Source organism: Paractinoplanes toevensis (assembly GCF_018332695.1).
Classification (GTDB): domain Bacteria; phylum Actinomycetota; class Actinomycetes; order Mycobacteriales; family Micromonosporaceae; genus Actinoplanes; species Actinoplanes toevensis.
This window is the reverse complement of record NZ_BOQN01000010.1, coordinates 36,715-58,028: the sequence shown is the minus strand read 5'-3', so window position 1 is coordinate 58,028 and position 21,314 is coordinate 36,715. Positions and strand designations below refer to the sequence as shown.

The following is a 21,314-nucleotide window of genomic DNA, read 5'->3' as shown; positions in this document are numbered from 1 at the left end:
GTCACATCCCCATTCCGCCGTCGACCGGCAGGCCCGCGCCGTTGATGAAGCGGGCCGCGTCGGAGGCCAGGAACACCACCGCATCGGCCATGTCACCGACCTCGCCCAGCCGGCCGGACGGTGTCAGCTCGACGACGGCGCCGACCGCCTCCTCGGGCGAGCCGAACAGTCCGAGCCGGGCCACATCGTTGGCCAGTCCCGCGCCCATCGCGGTAGGAACAAGACCGGGATAAATGCAATTGACGCGTACGCCGTAGCCGAGCTTGCCGGATTCCATGGCCGCGACCCGGGTGAGCCGGTCGACGCCGGACTTGGTGGCCGAGTAGACCGAGATGCCGGGGAACGCAATCGTCGCGGCGACCGAGGCCACGTTGATCACCACACCACCGCTTCCACCAGCACCGCCCGGCCGCATGGTCCGGAACGCGTGCTTGATGCCCAGTGCCGTGCCGAGCAGGTTGACCTCGAGCTGCTTGCGGACCGCGGCCGGGTCGAGGTCGACGATCAGGCTGGTGATCTCGATGCCGGCGTTGTTCACCACGATGTCGAGCCCGCCGAGGATCTCGACCGCCTGGGCGACGGCCGCTTCCCAGCCGGCGTCGTCGGTGACGTCGAGGTGCACGAAGCCGCCGCCCGCGCCCAGCGACTCGGCGACCTTCGGGCCGAGGTCGTCCTGCAGGTCGGCGATGACGACGGAGGCGCCGGCCGCGGCGAGTGCGAGGGCCATGCCTTCGCCCAGGCCCTGTGCGCCGCCGGTGACGAGGGCGCGGCGGCCGGTGAGATCGATCTGTGCCATGGAAGCTCCCGGGGAGTGCTGAGGACGAGACCCACATCACATGCCCGTTCTTGACACTTGTCAAGAGATGTCTGGACGCTTGTCAAGCTCGTAGGATGGGCCCGTGCCCTCCACCCGACCGATCGACAAATTCGATCGCCGCCGCGACGAGCTGGCCGAGTCCGCGCTGGCCACGCTCGGTGCGATGGGTTATGCCCGGGCGAGCCTGCGGGAGATCGCCGGCAACTCGCCGTTCAGCCACGGCGTTGTGCACTACTACTTCGACGACAAACTCGAGCTGGTCATCTACAGCGTTCGCTACTACAAGGCGCGCTGTGTGACCCGTTACGACGCGGTCGTGCGCGACTCGACCTTGGCGGAGGAGCTGGTCGAGGCGTTCGCGGCGAAACTGGCGCAGACCATCCGCGAGGAGGCGCCGATGCACCGCCTCTGGTATGACCTTCGCACGCAGAGCATGTTCGAGGCGCCGCTGCGCGAGGCCATCACCGAGATCGACGGGGCACTCGAGGCGATGATCTGGCGGGTCGTCGAGCGATATGCGGCACTCACCGGCCGCCCGCCCTCGGTGGCCTCGCCAACGGCGTACGCCATGCTCGATGGTCTTTTCCAGCAGGCACTGCTGGCCTTCACCGCGGGCGGCGAACCGGTCCTCGACGGCCTCGCCACCGAGGTCCGCGCCGTCCTGCCGCTGCTGGTGCGCTGACCTCGGTCGCAGCCGGTAGGGTGCTGCGGGTGACGCGTCCACTATGGCCGGCCGATCCGCGGCGGCTCGGCGACTACGAGCTGCTCGGCCGGCTCGGCGAGGGCGGCATGGGCGCTGTCTACCTCGGCCGGGCGCCCGGCGGCGGGCTCGTCGCGGTGAAGGTCATCCGCCCGGAGTACGCGTGGGACACCGAGTTTCGCGGCCGGTTCCGCAGCGAGGTCAACCGGGCCCGCGAGGTGCCCGGCTTCTGCACCGCCGCGGTGCTCGACGCCGACCCCGACCACGCCACGCCCTACCTCGTCGTCGAGTACGTCGACGGGCCCAGCCTGCGCGAGGTGATCAAGGAGCAGGGCCCGCTCTCCGGCGGCACTCTGCACAGCGTCGCGGTCGGCGTGGCCACCGCGCTGGCCGCCATCCACGGCGCCGGGGTGATCCACCGCGATCTCAAGCCGGAGAACGTGCTCTTCTCGCTCGGCACTCCCAAGGTGATCGACTTCGGCATCGCCCGGGCGCTGGAGGTGACCAGCCGGCACACCCGCACCGACCAGATGGTGGGCACGGTCTCCTACATGGCCCCGGAGCGGTTCGAGTCCGATCAGGACGCCGGGCCGCCCGCCGACGTGTTCGCCTGGGGCGTGGTGGTGGCGTACGCGGCGACCGGGCGCACCCCGTTCCGGGCCGACTCGCCCGCCGCGACCGCGGCCCGGATCCTCACCCAGCCACCCAACCTGACCGGCCTGGACGGGCCGTTGCGCGAGCTGGTCGGCCGGGCCCTGGCCAAGAAGCCGGAGGACCGGCCGACCGCGAACGAGCTGCTCGACCTGCTGCTGGCCACCGATTCCCGGCAGGCCCTGGCGGAACGGCCCGAGCTGCGCCGGGCCGCCGAGGCGGCCGCGCACACCGGCCGGTTGCGACCCGATCCGGTACGCACCGACGCCGTTCCGCGACGCCGCCGGACCGCCCGGATCCTGGCCGTCGCCGGCGCGGCGGTGGTGCTGGCCGGTGCCGGCCTGTTCGCCACCGAGCCCGGCCGCGGCCTGCTGGCCGGCCCGCGGGCCCAGCCGACGTTCGAGGAAACCTCCGCGGCGCCGCCGGCCGGCAAGACCCAGCCGCGGGTCCAGGGCGCGTCGGTGATCGACCCGCTGAGCCGGCCGGGCCAGTGGAAACAGACTCGGCCCACCGAGGACTCGGCCGGTTGGTGCCTCTTCGGCGGCGGTCGCCTGCTGGCGACCACCCATGAGTCGAACGTCTACACCTGCGCCGGGCCGACCGACACGTTCGCCGGTGATCAGCGGATCGCGGTCGACGTCACCGTGGCCACCCCGAACGCGTGTGCGGTGATCTGGTTCCGGGTCGTCGACCGGAGCGGCTACCGCGCCTCGTTCTGCACGAAGCAGGTGCGGATCGGGATGGACAACGACGGCGAGGTCACCGGCGAGCAGGCGACCCCCTCGACGGCGTTCCGGCTGGGGCAGACCCACCGGGTCGCGATCGCCGTGATCAACGAGGCCGCCGAGGTGTCGGTCGACGGCGCGGCCGTGCTGACCGCGGAGCTCACCGACCCGCTGCTGGTCGGCGGGCGGGTGCAGCTCGGCGCGCTCAACGACGAGAACAGCGGGGACGCCGGCGCCGCGTTCGCGAACGCCGAACTCCGGTCGCCGACGGTGAGCCCGCAACCGGTGCAGTTCGCCGACCTCAACGGCAAGGGCGAGGTCTCGTCGGTGGTCAAGCTCTACTCGTACGACCCGGTCGCGCACGCCGCGGTGGTCGAGCCGGTGCTGTACCTGTCCGGCCCGGACTACTGCACGCTGCTGAAGATCGAGCCGACCGATGCCCGGTGTGAGCAGGAGACCACGATCGTCGAGAGCCACCTGAAGGTCACCCTCCCGGTGGTGAAACAGCCGGCCCTCACCACCTGGGACGACCCCGGTAGTGAGGGCGACTGCATCGGCACGATGACCAGCGGCGGGATCTGCCCGATCAAGCTGGCCGCGTTCGCGAAGTGGCTGAAGGCCGAGCCTCAGGGCCTGGCCGCGGTCACCACCGACGCGGGCGTCGCCACCCGGCTGGCCGAGATGTACATGCCCTGATCAGCGGACCGACAGTGCGGCGCGGGCGAACTCGGCCGGCTGCTCCAGATGGCCGAAGTGGCCGCTGGAGGCCAGCTCGACCAGCCGCGAGCCGGGGATGCCGGCGTGCAGCATGGCCGCCCACCGCGGCCTGCAGATGAAGTCGTGGACACCGGCGATCACGACGACCGGCACGGCGATCTCGCCCAGCCGGGGGCGTACGTCGAACGGCTCCGCGTCCTGCGGAACCACCCACGCGCGGATCCCGGCGACGAACGCGGCGAACTCGGAGCGCCGGCCCGGGAAGTCGGCGAAGTAGATCGGGACCGCCTCGCGCAGCGCCGCGGTCATCGTCTCGTCGTCGGCCGCGGTCACGGCACGCTGGAACGCGGCCGGGACCTCGGGGGCGACGGCGGCGTACGCGGCGACCCCGGCCATCGCCGACGCCCAGAACTCCGGGCCGGTCACCGGCGACGTGTCGTACAGGATCAGGCCGGCGATCCGGTCCGGGTGATCGAGGGCATAGCGCTGCACGACGAAGCCGCCGTGCGAGTGGCCCAGCAGATACACCCGCGGCGCCTGGAGCTGATCGACCACGGCGGCCAGGAAACGCACGTACGTCGTAAGGCCGTACCCGTCGAGCCGCCCGGACCCGCCGGTGCCGACCGGCTCCAGGTAGACCATGGTGAAGTGCTCCTCGAGCCGAGGCATCCGCAGGTACGCCCAGTCGATGCCGGGCCCGCCGGAGTGCGCCACGCAGAGCGGTCCCCGGCCGGCGACGTGGTAGACCTGCCGGACGCCGTCCACCGTGAGTTCGTGGGTGTTCAAGAAAATCTCCGATCCGGATGAGTGCTGACCGGACCGGATGCGCTCAGGGGCGGAAAAGTTCGCTCACCCGGCGACCGGATGGAAGAGGGTCACCGTCCGCGCCCGCCCGCCGGACAGAGCGTGCAGCCAGACGGCGCCGGGCGGGCAGTGCTCCGGATCCGACGACGGGCTGAGCAACTCGGTCTCCCAGATGAGCAGATCGTCGGCGGCCACCACCGAGATGAGCCGCTGCCGGACCCCGGCCTCCAGATCACACTCCATTCCCCGTACGGCGAAGTCGGTCCCGCCCCGGCGCGCGGCCACCGGCGCGACCAGCTCGGCGTCGGGCCACCAGAGGTCGTCGACGACGTACCGGAAATCGCCGCGCATCGCCGCCGCCATCGCGTCCGCTGCCTCCCGCTCGCGCGCCCCGATCTGCTGGGCGCTGTCCGGATGGGCCAGGTCGGCGGTGTTCCGCAGCGATGCCAGCAGGCTGCGGCGGGCGTGGCTCAGCCGGCTGCGCACGGTGCCGACCGGCACCCCGCAGACGGTCGCGATCTGCTCGTACGATCGGACCCCGCTGAAGTGGCGCAGCACCGTGACCAGCCGATCGGTCTCGGACAGCGCGCCGATGGCGTGCCACACCCAGTCCCGCAGCGCCGCCCGCTCGAGGAACTCCTCGGGGCCGCCGGCGGGCGGCAGGAACCACTCGGCGTCGGCGACCGGCTGCGGCCGCCGGGCCCGCAGCAGCATGCGGCAGTTGTTGCGCACCACCGAGCGCAACCACGCCCCGGCCGCGACCGGATCCCGGACCGCCCCGATCGAGCCGATCGCGGTGACCATCGCGTCCTGAACGGCGTCCTCGGCGTCCGGCCCGTAACCCAGCAGGCTCAGCGCGACCGCCCGCATGCCGGCCTCGTGCCGCCGCACCAGCACCCCCAGCGCCCCGGCATCACCGTCCCGCGCCAACCGCACCAGCTCGGCATCCTCCACCCGGCGATGGTAGCCACGGCTCCCGGGGACGCCGGCAGATATGCACGAACGCCGGCGGCAGGTTGGCCCACACCGTGCGCCCGGTGACCACCTCCTCGAAGTGATCGCCGAGCGCCCGCCGCAGCCGCCGGGCGCCCGGCGCCGCGCGGAAGAGCGTGTAGCCGAACGCGGTGAAGGCACCCGCCGGGGCGAGCGCGCCGGCCACCGCACTCAGCAGCTCGTCCTGCCGGGCCGCGGTGAACGCCGCCCACGGCAGCCCGCTCACGATCACGTCGGCCCGGTCGAGGCCCCGCCCGGCCAGCACCTCGCGAAGCCGGAACGCGTCCGCCACCGCGACGTCGACCTGCGGGAACCGGGCGGCCAGCACCCCCGCGAACCGTTCGTTGATCTCGATCGCCAGATGGTGACCGCGGCCGGCGAGCCGGCGCTGGACGGCCGCCGTGAACGCCCCGGTGCCGGCCCCGAGCTCGACGATCACCGGGTCGCCCCGGTGCGGCACCGGCGCGGTGACCAGGCCGGCGAGCGCCCGGCCGCTGGGCGTGACCGCGGCGACGGAGAACGGGGCACGAACGTATTCGCGCAGAAAGGCGGCCCGGCTCCAGGCGTCGGTCACGTCGTCCTCCCGGGCGGTCAGCCGCAAGATCCCGATGATATCGATCGAGATCCACCGCCCCCGATCAATAAATCGATGGGTGACAATGCTCGGCCCCGCGGATATGAGTTCGCCGCTGCCGCCATCTGGCCGAGCGCCGGGAATTAGGCTGCCGGCATGCGGATAGCGTTCGCCAGCGACGACGAGAACGAGACGACCCGGGCGGTCGTCGAGGCCTTGGCCGCCGCCGGGCACGAGATCGTCCGGCCGGGCGACGCGGGGAACTGGCCCGACCTCGGCCGGTTCGTCGGGCAGGCGGTCGTCGACGGCCGGGCCGACTACGGCGTGGTGATGTGCTGGACCGGCACCGGCACGGCGATCGCGGCCAACAAGGTGCCCGGCGTCCGGGCGGCCCTCGCCTGGGACCCGTGGATCGCGAAGGGCGCCCGGCTCTGGAACGACGCGAACGTGCTGGCGATGAGCCTCAAACGGCTCGCCCCGGACGTGGCGGTCGAGGTGCTGCAGGCCTTCCTGGACACTGCGGAGCCCGACCCGGACGAGGCGGCGAACATCGCCGCGATCGAACGACCGTAAGGACGGTCGCCTCCTCGGCGGTAGGTCATCAGGCCGTACTCCGGTCACTGGGTGAGGATCGGGTCACCGAAGGACGTACGCGTGTTGTGCTCCTTGTTGGTCTTGGCGATCCGTCCGGAGCAGGTGGCCCGCAGGCTCACCGCACCCTTGAGGTTGAGCGACACCTCCTTCGGATGGCCCACCGACACCTCGACCGGCTTGGGCACCAACTGGTGGCCGTCCTGGTCGTAGAAGAGGATGCCGACGACCACCCCGAACGTGTTCTGCGTCTCGTCGTCGATCCCGGCCGTCGTGGTGAAGTGGCCGTAGCCGGCGACGTTCCACTGCAGCCGGCTGTCGGCGTCGGTGTCGCAGTAGAAGGAGATCCCCCGCGGGTAGCGGTGCGCCGAGAAGGTCACGGCGATGGCGTCGTATCCACCGTCCAACGCGGGCTGGGTGTCGAGGTACTTGGTGGCCGGGGTGTCCAACGGGATGTCCGCGGGATCGGTCGGGTCGGCCGTGTCGCTCGGGCGGGCCGTGTCGCTCGGGTCGGCCGTGTCGGTCGGGTCGGCCGTGTCGCTGGGGGAGACGTCGGTGGTCGGCTCCGGTGTGGTCGGTTCCGGCGTGACCGGTTCCAGCGTGGGCGTGGTGGTCGCCGCGGCCGGCGGTGTCGCCGCGTCGGCGGTCACCACGCGCAGTGCGGTCAGCGCCCCGGTGGCCAGTGCGAAGAACGCGACTCCCAGGGTCAGGATCAGCCACTGACGCAACTCCATGGCGCGCATCAGCCGGCTCGGCGGGACGTTGTGCTCGAGTTCGAGGCGGCGGCCGCGCCGGTAGCCCAGCGCGATCCGGACGGCGGCGATCACCAGGACGAACGCGACCAGCGCGCACCCGGCGAGCAGGAAGACCGCCCGGCTGCGGTCACCGGCGTAGACGAAGTACAGGACCGCCCCGCCGACCAGGGCGATGAGTAAGGTGGTGAACACGAGGCCGGCGGCTCGTGTGCTGCGGTTCGAGGGAGACATGTGCCCAGCGTGGCGATCCGCTAGCCGGACTGCATCGGGCCGAGGTACGGCGGCAATCGGACGGCCGGGGTGCCCCTCCACAGCCGAGTGGCCCAGTTTGCAGACGTTTGCATAAACAAGACATTTATGCTTGTCAATAGCATGTTGCAGCAATACTAGCCTTGAAAAAAGCATCGATTAAAGCTCTCTTAAGACATTCATCGATGCTCAACCCCTTTCTGGACCGCCGTACCGGCATATGTTCCTCCCGTACGTCCCGCCTTGACCGAAAGAAGGTGGGTACCCGAGGAAAGGTCCAGAAAATGAAAAGACCACGCTTGCTCATCGGCGCCGCCGTTCTGGCCACCGCCCTCGCCGCCTCCGTGGCGACGGTGGGTCTGGCATCTGCCGCCACCGACGTGAAAGTCACCGCGTCGATCAAGGTGACCGGCACGTTCGACGGTGGCGGGAAGCGCTACATCGGCTCCGGCGACCTCGGCAGCGGTGGTCAGGCCGAGGGTCAGGACCCGCTGTTCGACCTGGCCGCCGGGGCGACCCTGAAGAACGTCATCCTGGGTGCGCCGGCCGCCGACGGCGTCCACTGCGCGGGCAGTTGCAACCTCACCAACGTCGTCTGGCAGGACGTCGGCGAGGACGCCGCGACCTTCCGCGGCAGCAACGCGACCGTCGTGATCGACGGCGGCAGTGCGGCGAGCGCGTCGGACAAGGTGTTCCAGGACAACCGCGGTTCCGGCGGGTCGGTGACCATCAAGAACTTCAAGGTCAGCAACTTCGGCAAGCTGTACCGCTCCTGCGGTAACTGCTCCACCCAGGCCGCCCGCAAGGTGACCATCCAGAACGTCACCGCGACCAGCGGCAAGGTGATTGCCGGCGTCAACACCAACTACGGCGACGTCGCGACGTTGAAGGGCAACAGCATCGGCAGCATCCCGACCTGCTGGCTGTACACCGGCAACAACACCGGCGCCGAACCGGTGAAGACCGGCTCCGGCGCGAACGGCAAGAACTGCATCGTTTCCTGACCGGTAGTCGCACGGCCCCCAGGCGTACGCCGCCCGGGGGCCGTGCTTCTCTTGATTTATGATCTTCAATGTAAAATGTCCACCACCTGCGGCCATACCGCTCGTCGCACGGCGTCTACCGTCCGGCGCAGTGGCCAGGTAAGCGCTTGCCCGGCGATTTTTCGGGGCGTCACGCTGAGGGCTCCGTCCCCCTTCAGGAGGAACCATGCGTACGGTTCGCCTACTGCTCCTCTCCGCTCTCGTGATACCCCTGTCGCTGGTGGCGCCGGGTGCCGCCGCCTCCGCCGCGATGATCGCCCCACCCGGCTGCAGCGTCCGGGCCGATCCGGAGGCGGCCACCGTCGCCGCCGCGGCGACGACCAACGTCTGGATGGCCGGCGACTCGACCATGGCCAACCCCAGCTCCACCTGTCCGGTCGGCTGGGCCACCGAGTTCGACGGCCAGTTCCACACCAACATCGTGGTGAACAACCTGGCGGTTTCCGGTCGCAGCATCCAGACGTGGCTCTACGAGGGCGGCGTGACGTCGACCAAGAACTCGGCCGGTGAGTGCGCCCTCAGCTCGACGACCCCTTCGACCAACTGGCAGAAGACGCTCAACGGCATGAAGGCCGGCGATTACCTCTTCATCCAGTTCGGCATCAACGACGGCGACACCGCCTGCCCCCGGCACGTCGGCAGCGCGCGCTACCAGCAGCTGATGACGATGATGGCGCAGACCGCACAGGCCCGGGGAGCCTTCCCGGTCCTGGTCACCCCGGTCGCGGCCATCGCCTGCTCGGGCAGCACGGCGACGCTGAACCGCGGTTTCTACCCGGAGACCTTCGCGGCCGGCTCCGCTACCGGTGCCCCCGTCATCGACCTGCGGACCCTCAGCGTCAATTACTACAACTCGCTGGGACTTTGCCCCAACAACGGCGACTACACCGCCGGGCTGGTGGGCCAGTTCTTCTGCAACGACCACACCCACTTCGAGGCGTACGGCGCCCGCCGGATCATGCGGCTGGTGACCGGCGCGCTGAGGACGCAGAACATCGCGCTGGCCGGATCACTGCTGTAGCGGACCGGCGACACCGCCGAGACGCGTACGGCCGTGGGTGAACGCCGTCAGGGCCGGTCCTTCACCGCCGGGGGCCCGTCTTTCACCGCCGGGCGCCGGTCTTTCGGCGCCGGGTCCAGGGGCGATCGGTCGCCGACGGACCAGATGTGACCGAAGGGATCGGTGAAGCCGCCTTGACGGTGCGTGCCCCAGGGCGCACGGCGATCCTCGATGTCCGGCCCGGCGGTGGCACCGGCGGCGACGGCGCGCTCGATGATGTCGTCGGGGTCGTCGGTGAACATCTCGACCCGGGCACTCGTGACGCCGGCCCGGCCGGGTTCGGTCTCGGCGGGGTTGTCCGGGTTGACCGCATGAAGGAAGAAGGGTGCGCCGGCGATCTCGAGGCCGACCACGCCACCCAGGTTCCACAGCTCGGTCGCGCCCAATGCCGCCTTGTACCAGGTGGTCGCGGCGCCGGCGTCCGGAACGACGAGCATCACCGAGATCACCGGCGGGGCGGAACGGTCCTTCGGCACCTCGGTCATGCCCACAGCATGCCGGAAATCGCGCGTGGCGTGCACCGGGCGACCCCCGGCCGCATCTGGGGATTCGCCGGCCCTTGACCGCACGGCCATCGAAGCGCTTCGATGGCCGTGCTGGCGCGCCCTCGCGAGACCCTTCGCCGGGCGCGGACCGGAGACACCGCCGGTTCCAGCGCTCGAAACCGTACGAGAGGAAGATCCATGAGTACGAAAGTAAGGAAGGCCGGGCTCGCGTTCTTTGCCGCCGCCCTGGCCTTCGCCGGAGCCGTGTACGGCGTGACCAGGCCGGCATCGGCCGACGTCACCGCCCAGCTGACCGCTCCTCAGCTGGTGGCCGACATGGGCGCCGGCTGGAATCTGGGTAACCAGCTGGAGGCCAACGCCAACGGAATCCCCAGCGAGACGGCCTGGGGCAACCCCGTCGTGACACAGGCTCTCATCGACCGGGTGAAGGCGTCGGGATTCAGGACGATCCGCATCCCGGTCTCCTACCTGGGAAACATCGGGGCCGCCCCGAACTACACGGTCAATTCCGCCTGGCTCAGCCGCATCGCCGAAGTCGTCAACTACGCCTACAGCCAGGGCCTGTACGTGCTGATCAACATGCACGGTGACGGCTACAAGTCGGTCACCGGCTCCTGGCTGATCTGCGATTCGTCCGACCAGACGACGATCAAGGACAAGTACCAGAAGGTCTGGCAGCAGGTGGCGACGAAGTTCCAGAGCTACAACGAGCACCTGATCTTCGAGTCCATGAACGAGGAGTTCGACGGCCAGTACGGCAACCCGACCTCGGCGTGCTACTCGAACATCAACGCCTACAACCAGATCTTCGTGGACACCGTCCGTAAGACCGGCGGCACCAACGCCTCGCGGTGGCTGCTCGTCCCGGGCTGGAACACCAACATCGAGTACACCGCGGGCAACTACGGCTTCGTGCTGCCCACCGACTCGAACCGGTCCAGCACGATCCCCAGCGGCGAACAGCGGATCATGATCTCCGTCCACTACTACGACCCGTGGGACTTCGCGGGCCAGGAGGACGGCACCATCACCCAGTGGGGAGCGGCCGCGACCAACCCGGCCAAGAAGTCGACCTGGGGCCAGGAAGACTACATGGACACCATGCTGAAGAAGATGTACGACACCTTCGTCACGCGCGGCTATCCGGTGTTCGTCGGTGAGTACGGCTCGATCGACAAGACGACGTACGACTCGGCCAACAACACGTACCGGGCGAACTACGCGAAGGCCCTGGTGTCCACCGCCAAGAAGTACGGCGCGGCCACCGCCTACTGGGACAACGGTTACAACGGCCAGCACGGCTTCGGCCTGTTCAACCGCAGCTCCAACACGGTGACCCAGCAGGGCATCATCAGCGCCATCATCACCGCGGCCGGCGGCACGTCCACCACCACCGCACCCACCACACCGTCGACGACCGGCCCCACCACGCCGCCGACGACCGCTCCCACCACGGCCCCGACGACCAGCCCCGGCGGCACCAGCACCTGCCGCGTCAGCAACGCGATCAGCGCATGGAGCAACGGCCTGGTCAACAACATCACCATCACCAACACGGGCACCGCCGCCATCAACGGCTGGACCCTGGCCTTCACCCTGGCCACCGGACAGACGATCACCTCCGGCTGGAGCGCCACCTACGCCCCGACGAGCGGCACGGTGACCGCGACCAACGCCGGCTACAACGGCTCCCTCCCGGCGGGAGGCTCGGCCACCATCGGTTATCAGGCCAACCACACCGGCAACGCGGCCGCCCCCACGGCCTTCAAACTGAACGGCACCACCTGCAGCTGACCCACGACGAGGGCCGGGGCCGCTCAGCGACCCCGGCCCATCGTTCGTCCCTGCCCGGTGGCCGGGATCTCCGAAGACCAACGCCAGGCCCAGCTCGCCGGAGGCTGACGTCCTACTGCTTGACCGGGTCTTCTCCGGCGGCCTTGGTCACCTGGTCGCCTTCGGAAACGGCATCCCACAGGTCCCGGCTGACCCGGACCTTGACGGTGCTGCCGTCGGTGAGCCTGAGTTCCAGGCGCCGGTACATGGACGAGCCGTCCAACAGGCCGCGCGACTTCTTGGTCACGGTGCCGTCCCAAGCTTCCTTCGTCATGGTTGATTCCCTCCTCGGCGATTCCCTTTGTCTAGCTGGTCCGGGCGGCCGCCGTAGGCAGATCACGCCGGTCGGCGGCGCTCCGCGTGCGGAGGATCGCGAGCCCGAGTGCCCCGGTCCAGAGCATGAACAGCGCGCCGATACTGGCGGTGCTTCCCCAGCCGTTTGCGGCGTAGAAGTTTGCCGGCTCCGTCCCGTAGAACAGCGAGGGAACGAACCCCACGTTCACGACGGCCAACAACACCGACCCGATGCGAGCCCACTGCGGCAGCGTGCCGGTCCGGCCGGCTCCGACCGCCAACGCGACCAGAAACGTGGCGATGAGAACGCGGGCGATCGGGCCGTGCAGCAGCACCATGCCGTTGGCCAGCGGACCATCGACGGTCGGGTCCTGGGAGCCGTCCGGGTACTGCAGTGCCACTCCCGCTTCCAGCGAGGCGGCCACCAGCGTCATCGCGGCGTACACGACACCGGCCACCGCAACGATGTCCCCGGCCAGGCCCGCGCGAGCGCCGAGCATCCGCCGCACCCCGCTGACAAAGACCAGAAAGACCGCAAAGGTCACGACCGTAATCAGGTTCCGGACGAGAACGTTGTCGGCCGGCGGCGGCCCGGCGTAGACGAAGTACAGCGGGATCATGATCAGGGACAGCGCACAGGCGAGCAGGGCGCAGGTGCCGGTGAGTTTCCGATCCGCACGAGTGAACATCTCGGTCATGACACCGACGCTAGGGACCGCCTGTCGACAACACCTCCGTCGATGGACGGGTCTTCGCGCTACGACTTCAGGAGGAGCACCACGCCCGAACCACTCCGAGGTCGCACGCCAGGACGACGGCACATTCGATTCCGCGGGACGATCCCGCGACTGCTGCTGTCAACGCTCGCCAGCTGTCTAGCGGCCGCCGGTGACCGACCACGAGTAGTCATTACTATCGCCGGCCGGGACATCGAAGTGGACCTGAAGCCGCTGATAAGGCCCTGATCGCCCAATCTCCACCACGCGAACGTCAAGGGCCGACCTCGGTTGATCTCCACCGAGCGCGCCACATCGGCGACCGTCGGCTCGTGATCTCCGAAGGCGTGAGAGCCGGCCGTAGCGGGCAAGCCGACGAAAGGCGCGACCGCCCCGCCCGGCGCAACCACCGCACCGTGGGGTGTCCGGGGGTCGCCCCCGGAGAGGATATGGTGGGGCGGACGGGACTCGAACCCGTGACCGATCGATTATGAGTCGACTGCTCTAACCCGCTGAGCTACCGCCCCTTACCGGCGGCGATCCTAACCCGGCACATATCTCGCAGGCCACCGATCTACGCCGGTACCCGCGCCCCCAGCCAAGCCAGCACCGCCCCCGCGGTTCGCCAGCCCCCCGCCAAGGCCCCCTGTATCGATGGGCTGTCGCGGTGGTCGCCGGCTACGAACAGGCCGTCGCCGAGGGATACCGGCTTGCGCAGGTTGGCTTGCGGGCCCCGGGCGGACGGCAGTGCGTGGGGGATGCTGACCACGTCCAGGAGTTCCCAGGGCTCGGCCGATACCCCGTACATCCGGGATAGTTCCACCCGTATCACCGTCTCGGAGGCCGCGGACGGTGCCGACACGCCGACCACCGACGCGGCGATCAGGGACTTGCCGCTGGGGGCGTACTCGGGGGCCGCGTTGCTCACCACCACCGTGTTGGCGATGATCTCGCGGCGGTCGCCGTCCAGGAGCAGGGTGGGCTCGTCCAGCGGGGCGCGGTCGGCGCCGAAGTAGAACGTCGTGAGGCCGTGCATGTCCGGCGCGGGCAACTGGGGCAGGAGTTCCGAGGCGGTGCCGGGGTCGGTGGCGACCACCACGGCCTTGCAGTGGATCTCGCCGGCTTCGGTGACGACGATGCCGGGGCCCAGTGACAGGGTCCGCGCGCCGATCAGCAGCTGGGGGTAGGGGAGCGGGCCGGCGATCGCGGCGGGTAACGCGGCCATGCCGGCCGCGGGGACGCCGATGCGACCGCGGGTGAACGATCGCAGCACCATCGAGAAGACGTGGCTCGACGTCTCCAGCGACCGGTCGGCGAAGACCCCGGACAGGAACGGCCGCAGGACCTCCTCGATCATCCGGTGCGACAGCCCGGCCCGGCGCAGCATCTCCTGGGTGGTGGTCTCGCGAGCTTCGAGCAGTTTCGCCGGTGGCGCGGTGGCGCAGCGGGTGGCGAGGGCCGCGAACCTCAGCCGGTCGCTCAGCGTGCCGACCCCGGAGGTGAGGGAGGCGGCCGCGGCCAGCGGCTCGGTCAACGGGTTGACCAGGCGGTGCAGGTCGGCGCCGCGCCGGACGAGGACCCCGGAGGTGAAGAAACGCAGGTCCAGCGCATCGATGTCGATCAGCGCGGGGATCCGCGGATAGGCGGTGTTGAGCACCTGGAAGCCCCGGTCGAGATGCCAGCCGTCGACGATGTCGGTGGTGACGCGCCCGCCGATCCGGTCGGACCCCTCAACGAGCAGCCACTCGACTCCGGCCCGGTCGAGCCGCCGGGCGGCGGCGAGGCCGGCGAGTCCGCCGCCGACGATGACGACGTCCACCTCCACGGGTTGCGACACGGGCACCTCACAAGGGGACGAAACAGGCAAGCCTCAGACTAACGGCGCCGAACCGGCAAGGCAGGCGATTCGGTCACCCTCAAGATGACGTACGCACCACGCCGTCCCATCCCAAAAATGACCGCCCCCACCTACAAGCAACCACCAAGCAAGCCCAGTGCGAAGCGCACCCGACCGCCGCATCGCGGCCCGCAGTGAATCGCAGTGAACGAGTGCGGAGCGCAAGTGGGTCTTTCAACGCGACCACAACATCGCGGGCCGCAGTGAACGAGTGCGGAGCGCAGGTGGGCACTTTCCACCGCGACCACAACATCGCGGGGCGTCCGGGGGCTCGGCCCCCGGAGCAGATATCGAGAAGTCCCCTCGGCCCGCGCTATCAGCGGGCAGAAGGGACTCAGGACTTCTCGCTCCCCGAATAGGACTCGAACCTATAACCTGCCGGTTAACAGCCGGCTGCTCTGCCAATTGAGCTATCGGGGATCGTGCAGCACCGGTGGTGTCCTCGGTGCCGGGGAACAGAGTACATGACCGGGCGGCCGGTGCGCGAAGGGGTTACCCGGGCACGCCGAGACTGGGTGAAACCCATGGTGCATGAGTACAGAACGGGCAGGATGGGTATGGACCCTGCAGAGACGCACAAGCGTCACGTTCGGAAGGAGCCGCCAACATGCGCGGAAAGATGTTGTTCCTCACCGGCCTAGCGGCGGGCTTCGTCCTCGGCAGCCGGGCAGGCCGGGAGAAGTACGAGGAGATCCGGGAAAACGCCAAGAAGCTGTGGGAGAGTCCGTCGGTCCAGGAGGCCGCCGGTGTCGCCCAGGCGCAGGCCAACAAGCTCTACACCGAGGGCAAGGACAAGCTCCAGTCCTCGAAGCTCGGCGAGAAGGTCGGCGAGAAGCTTCACTCGACCACCGGCGATTCGCTGGCCGGCTCGAACAGCAAGTCGCCTGGAACGCTCTGAGACAAGCGCTCCCCCGACGGCCGCTCCGCAAGGGGCGGCCGTCGTCTCATTCCCGCCCGTGTGCGGCCCGGAATGCCTCGTGCACGTGCCGGGGCAGCCGCCCGCGTGGTCCCACTATGTGCCCGTGGGCGTTCGCCCAGGCTCGGACGGTCGCCGCCGGCACCGCCGTGCGGGCCGGTCCGGCCGGCTGCACGTGGGCGGCCAGTTGCTCGAACACTTTGGGCGTGACGATCCGGATGCCGGCCCGCTGAGCCGCCAGCCCTTTCGTCGAGCGGGGCCGGGAGTGCCCGCTGACCAGCACCGCGGTGCGCGCGGCCACGCTGTTGACGACCCGCAGCCCAGCCAGTTCGGCGGCCAGTTCGAGGCGGGACCGCCGGTAGGGCTCGCCGCCGGTGAACGCCACGGCTTGCCCGGCGCGCAGCGGTTCCCCGTACGCCCAATCGTGCGGAAGCGGCCGGAAGCCGCCGCCGAAAGTCGTGCTGAGGTCCCCGCCCGCCTCGGCCAGAATGGCCTTTACCCCGCCGGTCGGAACGCCGAGCGCCTCGGCCGCGGCAACCAATGCCTGCTGTACGGGACCGGTCGTCGCGCCGGCCACGACGGCCGCCCGGGCCAGGGCCGGCACGAACCCGCGGTGCAGTTCCGCGAGGTCGTCCCGGCTGAGCCCGACCGCCCGGCCGTGTTCGGCGAGCCCTTCGACCGTGTGTTCGCCGAGTGCGCCGTCCTCGGTGACCTGCGCGACGAGTTCGAGGTAGCTGCCCGCGGTCACCGGCAGGTCGCTGGACAGGGTGTCGCCGAGCGGCAGGTCGTCGAGCAGCGCCGCCAGCACCCCACGAGCGGCGGGTTCGGTCGCGATCACCCGGCGCCGCGGTTTCACCCGGCTGCTCGGGATGTCCGGCCAGCGGACCGCCGCGGCGAGCGCCGGTAGTTGCCGGTGGACCGGCCCGGCCAGGAAGGAGCGCAGCAGGCCGGCGGCGGCGCGCGCTTCGGCCAGCGGCCCGGCTCCGACCGCCGGGTAACAGTCGCGGAGCCGCCGCCGGGCGAGCCCGGGCAGGTGGATCCGGCTCGCGTCGCAGGTGCAGAGGATCGGGACGGCGGGCATCTCCACCTGCGCCCGCCGGAATTCCGCGGCCAGGAACCGTTGCCCGATGGCCGCCTGATGCCCGGCGATCACCCGCCCGGCCAGCAGCCGGGACAGCTCTCCGGCCAGGTCGGGGAACCGGGGTGCGTCGGCCGAGAGGTCGGGGTCGAGCACGGTCGTCCACTCGCTGCCCGGTCGCCCGCGGGGGTCGGTGGTAACGACCGCGATCTCGATGATCCGATCGCTATCCACGGACAGCCCCGTGGTCCGGACGCTCACCACCGCGAACCCGACTTCCACCACCCAGCCCTCTCCCCAGCGAGAACGCCGATGGTGGCCGAGCGGTGTGAACCGGGGCTTCCCCCGAATAGCCAGCAAAAAACGGATTTCGCCGGTCGGCGGCGGCGTTCCGGTGCTGCCGCCGACCCGGGAGATCGACTAGGTGGTGGTCCCGCTGACGGTGCCCTGCTGCTGGGTGGTCCCCGAACCGTCCTGGGTGGCACCACCCTGTTGTTGCTGGGTGGTGCCGCCCTGCTGGCTGCCGAAGCCGCCGCCGCCCATGCCGCCGCCCGGCCCGCCGTTCCCGCCGCCCGGGAACTGGCCCTGCTGGGTGGTGCCGCCGCCGGAGTCGACGGCCATGCCGATGCCGAAGCCGGCACCCCCGGCGAGCGCGGCGGTGAGCGCCACCGCCGCCGCGACCTTCTTCCCGGTCCACCGGCCGGCGCTGGATTGCGCCGGGCCGGTGGTGGCCGGGACGGAGGCCCATCCCTCGGTGGGCGGCACCCATTCCGTTTCTGGTGAGTGGGCGGAAGGTGAGTGGGCGGAAGGTGAGTGGGCGGAATTGATGGCCGGCGTCACCTGGTCAGTGCTCATCGTGCGGGTCCCTTCGACGGAAGTTCGGGCTCACTCGTCGAAGGTGCGTGACCTCCCTGTCGACGGGCTGTGACCGGCGTACTTGTTTGCTTATTCGGCCCGGACGTCGTCGATCGAGACGTCCCCGCCGGTGTTCAGGAAGACCCAGACGGCCCGGATGTCGGCCGGGTCGAGGGTGACCCCGGCCGGGCAGCTGATCTCGTCGAACGAGCGGGTGACGGTGCGGCTGCCGCCCGCGCCGGTCCACGTCCACTGCCCGCCCTGGCACCAGCTGAACGCGTCGCCGACCTGCACCGCGATCTCGCCGACGCTGCCGGCCGTCTCGACCCGCATGTCGAATTTCAGGCGCGCGAAACCGGTCAGGTCGAGCGGCGCGTCGAGGGCCCGGCCGAACCAGTTGCCGTTGACCGGGGTGTGCACGAGGAGCCCCGCCGTGCCCTCGGTGTGGAAGGCGGTGGCCGGTTCGACGCTGCCGCCGCCGTCCGCGTTGGCGATGGTGAAGCCGTCGGTGCCGCCCTCGAACGAGAACAGGGTGCGTTCGGCCGGCTGCACCGGGCCGGGTTCGCCGCAGGTGAGGATCGGTGCGGCCCAGTCGGCCGGCCCGGCGCCGGTGGTCGTCAGGCGCAGCCAGGTCGCACCGGTCAGGTCGGCGGTCAGCGACTGCGGGGTCGTCGCGGTAGCGGCCACGGTGTCGTCCGCGTAGATCGTGAAGTCGGCCCCGCCGCCCACATCGGTGGTCAGCGAGCTGCACTCGCCGCCCAGGTAGTAGCGGATCGACGTGGGTGCGGTGGTGCCGATCCCGCGGGTGTAGACGTGCTCGCCGATGGTGATCAGGTTGCCGCCGATGGTCTGATCGAGCGCCATCGAGCCGGTGAAGTCGGCGGCGCGCACCGTGCTCAGATACCGGCTGCCGCCATCCGGCGGCGTCACCACGGCCGCCACCAGGATGCTTGCGCTGCTGCTCCGGTGCCGGCCGCCCCAGGTGTACGAGGTGGAGAGGGTCAACGGATACGACCCGGCCGTAACCGTCGCCGGCGCGGTGACCGTCCACGTGGTGACCAGCGATTCGTCGCTGCCCAGCGACCGGTCGCGGGCCGGGGTGCCGGCCGTGACGGTCCACCCGGCCGGCCCGGCGACGGTGACCCGCACGTCGGTGAGCGAGCCGACGCCCCGGTTGGTGACCGTGGTGGTCAGCGGGGTCCCGGCGGCGGGGGTGACGGTGGCGATGGTGCCGCCGACGGTGACCGAGGGCGCGACCGGCCCGGTGTCCCTGATCGGCCGGACCTTGTAGACGACGGTCCCGTGCGCGGGAACGGCTGCCTCGATCCGCGAGCGCGCCTGGGTGACCGCCCCGGTCCACACGTCGGTGAGCCGATGCGGCCGGGTCACCGGCGTCCCGATCGTGGCGAGCACGTCGGTCGAGTTGTAGAGCGCGATCGCGTGCTCCCCGTTCGCGAGCGGCTTGTCGAGCACCATCAGGCCGCCGGTGTCGGAGACCACCCGCCCGGCCACGCCGAGCTTGTCCTGGTCGATGCCGATGATCTCGCGGTTGGTGAGGATGCTGAGGGTCTCGGCCGACGCCGAGCGCAGGTCGGTGCCGATGATCAGCGGGGCGGCCATCATCGCCCACATGCTCATGTGGGTGCGGTACTCGGTGGCGGTCATCCCGCCGTTGCCGATCTCCAGCATGTCCGGGTCGTTCCAGTGCCCGGGCCCGGCGTACGGCGCGAGCGGCGCGTTGGCCGCGATGATCGACCGCAGCGACGGCCAGTTGTCGCTGATGTCGCCGGTGGTCCGCCACAGGTGCCCGACGTCGGCACCCCAGGTCCACGGCTGCGACGTCCCCCACTCGCAGATGGACAGGACGATCGGCCGGCCGGTGGCGGCGAGCGCGTCCCGCATCGCGGTGTACCGCCGGATGTAGTCTGCCTGCGACCCGTCCGACTGGTTGTAACAGTTGTCGTACTTGAGATAGTCGACGCCCCAGTCGGCGAAGGTCTGCGCGTCGAGCGTCTCCCGGCCGAGACTGCCGGGATATCCGGCGCAGGTGTTGGTGCCGGCGTCGCCGTAGATGCCGAGCTTGAGGCCCTTGCCGTGGACGTAGGCGGCGGTAGCGGCGATCCCGGACGGGAACTTGACCGGGTCGGGGACGAGCCGCCCGGTCGCCGGATCGCGTTCCTTCAGCGACCAGCAGTCGTCGATGTTGAGGTACGTGTAACCGGCGTCGCGGAGTCCCTCGGTGATGAACAGGTCGGCGGTCTGCTTGATCAGTTCCTCGGTGACGTCGCAGCCGAACGCGTTCCAGTCGTTGAAGCCCATCGGCGGGGTGCGGGCGAGCCCGTCGTCGAGGGCGAGAGCGGGGGCGGCCGGTGCGACGGCGACGGCCGTCGCGACCAGCAGGGCGGTCAGAATTCGGTGCATGTGAACTCCTCGGTGGGTGGGAGTCGATTGCAACGTTTGTAATACGTCCGCACGGTACGCCAGTAGATTCACATGAATCAATGAGTAGGCTGATCATGTGGCCGACAGCAACGGCATGCGCGAGGTGGCCCGGGCGGCCGGCGTCTCGGTGTCCACCGTGGCCAACGTGCTCAGCCGCCCGTCGATCGTGGCGCCGGAGACCCGCCGCCGGGTGCAGCAGGCGATCGACCACCTCGGTTACGTGCCGAGCGGCCCGGCCCGGCAGTTGCGCGGCGTGCCCAGCCCGATCGTCGGCAGCGTCACGCTCGATCTGGCCAACCCGTTCCACGCCGAGGTCAACCGCGGCATCGAGGACTGCCTCGCCGGGGCCGGCTGCCTGGTGCTGGCCTGCAGCACCGACCTGCGCCCGGCCACCGAGAGCCGCCTGCTGCACCTGCTCCAGCAGCAGAACGTGCGCGGCATCATCATCTCGCCGGCCGGCCCCGACCCGGCCCAGCTGCTCGAGGTGAGCCGGCGCGGCACTCCGGTCGTGCTCCTCGACCACCCGAAGGGCGAGATCGACCTGTGCGCGGTCGCCGTCGACGACGGCCTCGGCGGCCGGTTGGCCGGCGAACACCTGCGGGAGCTGGGACACCGACGGATCGCCTACCTCGGGGCCACCGTCGATCCGGGCCCGGTGGCCCGGCGCCGGCAGGGCCTGCGCGAGGCGGTGGGAACAATCCTCGATGTACGGATGGACGTGCACCCACCGGCACTGGGTGAGGCCGCCGCCGCAGCTGCCGAGCGGATAGTCGCCCTGCAACCGACCGCGGTGGTCTGCCTCAACGACACCGCGGCACTGGGTCTGCTCGACGGGCTGGATGCTCTCGGCGTACGCGTGCCTGATGATCTTTCGGTCGTCGGTTACGACGATCTGCCGTTCGCGCGCCGCCTCGCGCCGCCGCTGACCACCGTGCGCCAGCCGACCTACCGGCTGGGGTTCGCGGCGGCCGAGCTCCTGCTCGACGAGGGGCGACCCGGGCACACCCATCGCGAGGTGCGGTTCGAGCCGGAACTGGTAGTGCGTTCCTCGACCGGGCCGCCCATGCATTGACGGATGGCGATGCGGTCGGTAGTTTG

The 21,314-nt window shown here is 70.3% G+C and carries 20 protein-coding genes and 2 tRNA genes; 8 read left to right on the top strand and 14 right to left on the bottom strand.

Annotated elements, in window-relative coordinates; translation table 11 throughout:
• Position 1 precedes the first annotated feature (1 nt).
• Positions 2-796 (bottom strand): SDR family NAD(P)-dependent oxidoreductase, encoded by a 795-nt coding sequence (locus Ato02nite_RS03730; RefSeq protein ID WP_213004930.1) that lies wholly within the window; start codon positions 794-796, stop codon positions 2-4.
• 103 nt (positions 797-899) lie between these two features.
• On the opposite strand from Ato02nite_RS03730, the gene Ato02nite_RS03725 reads away from it, so the two are divergent.
• Both Ato02nite_RS03725 and Ato02nite_RS03720 read left to right on the top strand, forming a co-directional pair.
• Complete coding sequence (locus tag Ato02nite_RS03725; RefSeq protein ID WP_213004929.1) at positions 900-1,499, top strand: TetR/AcrR family transcriptional regulator; 600 nt, start codon at positions 900-902, stop codon at positions 1,497-1,499.
• Positions 1,500-1,528: 29 nt separating this feature from the next.
• A complete protein-coding gene (locus tag Ato02nite_RS03720) occupies positions 1,529-3,589 on the top strand; it encodes a serine/threonine-protein kinase (RefSeq protein WP_213004928.1) in 2,061 nt (686 codons plus the stop codon).
• On the opposite strand, the gene Ato02nite_RS03715 is transcribed toward Ato02nite_RS03720, so the two are convergent.
• The 3 genes from Ato02nite_RS03715 to Ato02nite_RS03705 all read right to left on the bottom strand — a co-directional run bounded on the left by Ato02nite_RS03715 (position 3,590) and on the right by Ato02nite_RS03705 (position 6,008).
• Positions 3,590-4,396 carry an alpha/beta fold hydrolase gene (locus Ato02nite_RS03715; protein ID WP_246606029.1) on the bottom strand — a complete coding sequence of 269 codons (807 nt, stop codon included), beginning with the start codon at positions 4,394-4,396 and terminating at the stop codon, positions 3,590-3,592.
• Between the two features lie 63 nt (positions 4,397-4,459).
• A complete protein-coding gene (locus tag Ato02nite_RS03710) occupies positions 4,460-5,368 on the bottom strand; it encodes an RNA polymerase sigma factor (RefSeq protein WP_246606028.1) in 909 nt (302 codons plus the stop codon).
• The gene (locus Ato02nite_RS03705) at positions 5,328-6,008 is read right to left on the bottom strand and encodes a class I SAM-dependent methyltransferase (RefSeq protein WP_213004927.1); all 681 of its coding nucleotides are present in this window, start codon (positions 6,006-6,008) and stop codon (positions 5,328-5,330) included. The genes Ato02nite_RS03710 and Ato02nite_RS03705 overlap by 41 nt, the downstream gene beginning before the upstream one ends.
• 129 nt (positions 6,009-6,137) lie before the next feature.
• Between Ato02nite_RS03705 and Ato02nite_RS03700 the strand changes: the two genes are divergently transcribed.
• Positions 6,138-6,554 (top strand): RpiB/LacA/LacB family sugar-phosphate isomerase, encoded by a 417-nt coding sequence (locus Ato02nite_RS03700; RefSeq protein WP_213004926.1) that lies wholly within the window; start codon positions 6,138-6,140, stop codon positions 6,552-6,554.
• A 44-nt stretch (positions 6,555-6,598) separates the two neighbouring features.
• Here Ato02nite_RS03700 and Ato02nite_RS03695 read toward each other — a convergent pair whose 3' ends face one another.
• The gene (locus Ato02nite_RS03695; RefSeq protein ID WP_213004925.1) at positions 6,599-7,558 is read right to left on the bottom strand and encodes an NPCBM/NEW2 domain-containing protein; all 960 of its coding nucleotides are present in this window, start codon (positions 7,556-7,558) and stop codon (positions 6,599-6,601) included.
• A 302-nt stretch (positions 7,559-7,860) separates the two neighbouring features.
• Between Ato02nite_RS03695 and Ato02nite_RS03690 the strand changes: the two genes are divergently transcribed.
• Positions 7,861-8,580, top strand: a complete 720-nt coding sequence (locus Ato02nite_RS03690; protein ID WP_246606027.1) for a pectate lyase — start codon at positions 7,861-7,863, stop codon at positions 8,578-8,580.
• Positions 8,581-8,785: 205 nt separating this feature from the next.
• Positions 8,786-9,640 (top strand): SGNH/GDSL hydrolase family protein, encoded by an 855-nt coding sequence (locus tag Ato02nite_RS03685; protein ID WP_213004923.1) that lies wholly within the window; start codon positions 8,786-8,788, stop codon positions 9,638-9,640.
• A 47-nt stretch (positions 9,641-9,687) separates the two neighbouring features.
• On the opposite strand, the gene Ato02nite_RS03680 is transcribed toward Ato02nite_RS03685, so the two are convergent.
• Positions 9,688-10,164, bottom strand: coding sequence for a VOC family protein (locus tag Ato02nite_RS03680; protein WP_213004922.1), 477 nt, complete (start codon positions 10,162-10,164; stop codon positions 9,688-9,690).
• A gap of 198 nt (positions 10,165-10,362) precedes the next feature.
• Between Ato02nite_RS03680 and Ato02nite_RS03675 the strand changes: the two genes are divergently transcribed.
• Positions 10,363-11,979, top strand: a complete 1,617-nt coding sequence (locus Ato02nite_RS03675) for a cellulase family glycosylhydrolase (RefSeq protein WP_213004921.1) — start codon at positions 10,363-10,365, stop codon at positions 11,977-11,979.
• Positions 11,980-12,091: 112 nt separating this feature from the next.
• On the opposite strand, the gene Ato02nite_RS03670 is transcribed toward Ato02nite_RS03675, so the two are convergent.
• From Ato02nite_RS03670 to Ato02nite_RS03650, 5 genes are all read right to left on the bottom strand, one after another.
• Positions 12,092-12,292 carry a DUF7489 domain-containing protein gene (locus Ato02nite_RS03670; protein WP_213004920.1) on the bottom strand — a complete coding sequence of 67 codons (201 nt, stop codon included), beginning with the start codon at positions 12,290-12,292 and terminating at the stop codon, positions 12,092-12,094.
• Between the two features lie 31 nt (positions 12,293-12,323).
• Positions 12,324-13,010: a hypothetical protein gene (locus Ato02nite_RS03665; protein WP_213004919.1), complete on the bottom strand. Its 687-nt coding sequence runs from the start codon at positions 13,008-13,010 to the stop codon at positions 12,324-12,326.
• A 468-nt stretch (positions 13,011-13,478) separates the two neighbouring features.
• Positions 13,479-13,555 (bottom strand) — tRNA-Ile (locus Ato02nite_RS03660).
• A gap of 47 nt (positions 13,556-13,602) precedes the next feature.
• Positions 13,603-14,865, bottom strand: coding sequence for an NAD(P)/FAD-dependent oxidoreductase (locus Ato02nite_RS03655; protein WP_213004918.1), 1,263 nt, complete (start codon positions 14,863-14,865; stop codon positions 13,603-13,605).
• Between the two features lie 407 nt (positions 14,866-15,272).
• Positions 15,273-15,345: transfer RNA gene (locus Ato02nite_RS03650), tRNA-Asn, on the bottom strand.
• Between the two features lie 187 nt (positions 15,346-15,532).
• Between Ato02nite_RS03650 and Ato02nite_RS03645 the strand changes: the two genes are divergently transcribed.
• The gene (locus Ato02nite_RS03645; RefSeq protein ID WP_213004917.1) at positions 15,533-15,823 is read left to right on the top strand and encodes a hypothetical protein; all 291 of its coding nucleotides are present in this window, start codon (positions 15,533-15,535) and stop codon (positions 15,821-15,823) included.
• A gap of 46 nt (positions 15,824-15,869) precedes the next feature.
• Here Ato02nite_RS03645 and Ato02nite_RS03640 read toward each other — a convergent pair whose 3' ends face one another.
• The 3 genes from Ato02nite_RS03640 to Ato02nite_RS03630 all read right to left on the bottom strand — a co-directional run bounded on the left by Ato02nite_RS03640 (position 15,870) and on the right by Ato02nite_RS03630 (position 20,195).
• Entirely contained in the window at positions 15,870-17,153 is a 1,284-nt protein-coding gene (locus Ato02nite_RS03640) for an Lsr2 family DNA-binding protein (RefSeq protein WP_213004916.1), read from the bottom strand.
• Between the two features lie 186 nt (positions 17,154-17,339).
• On the bottom strand, positions 17,340-17,774 hold the full coding sequence (locus tag Ato02nite_RS03635; RefSeq protein WP_213004915.1) for a hypothetical protein: 435 nt from the start codon (positions 17,772-17,774) through the stop codon (positions 17,340-17,342).
• Positions 17,775-17,864: 90 nt separating this feature from the next.
• The gene (locus Ato02nite_RS03630) at positions 17,865-20,195 is read right to left on the bottom strand and encodes an NPCBM/NEW2 domain-containing protein (RefSeq protein ID WP_213004914.1); all 2,331 of its coding nucleotides are present in this window, start codon (positions 20,193-20,195) and stop codon (positions 17,865-17,867) included.
• A gap of 97 nt (positions 20,196-20,292) precedes the next feature.
• Between Ato02nite_RS03630 and Ato02nite_RS03625 the strand changes: the two genes are divergently transcribed.
• Positions 20,293-21,288, top strand: coding sequence for a LacI family DNA-binding transcriptional regulator (locus tag Ato02nite_RS03625; RefSeq protein ID WP_213004913.1), 996 nt, complete (start codon positions 20,293-20,295; stop codon positions 21,286-21,288).
• Positions 21,289-21,314 lie beyond the last annotated feature (26 nt).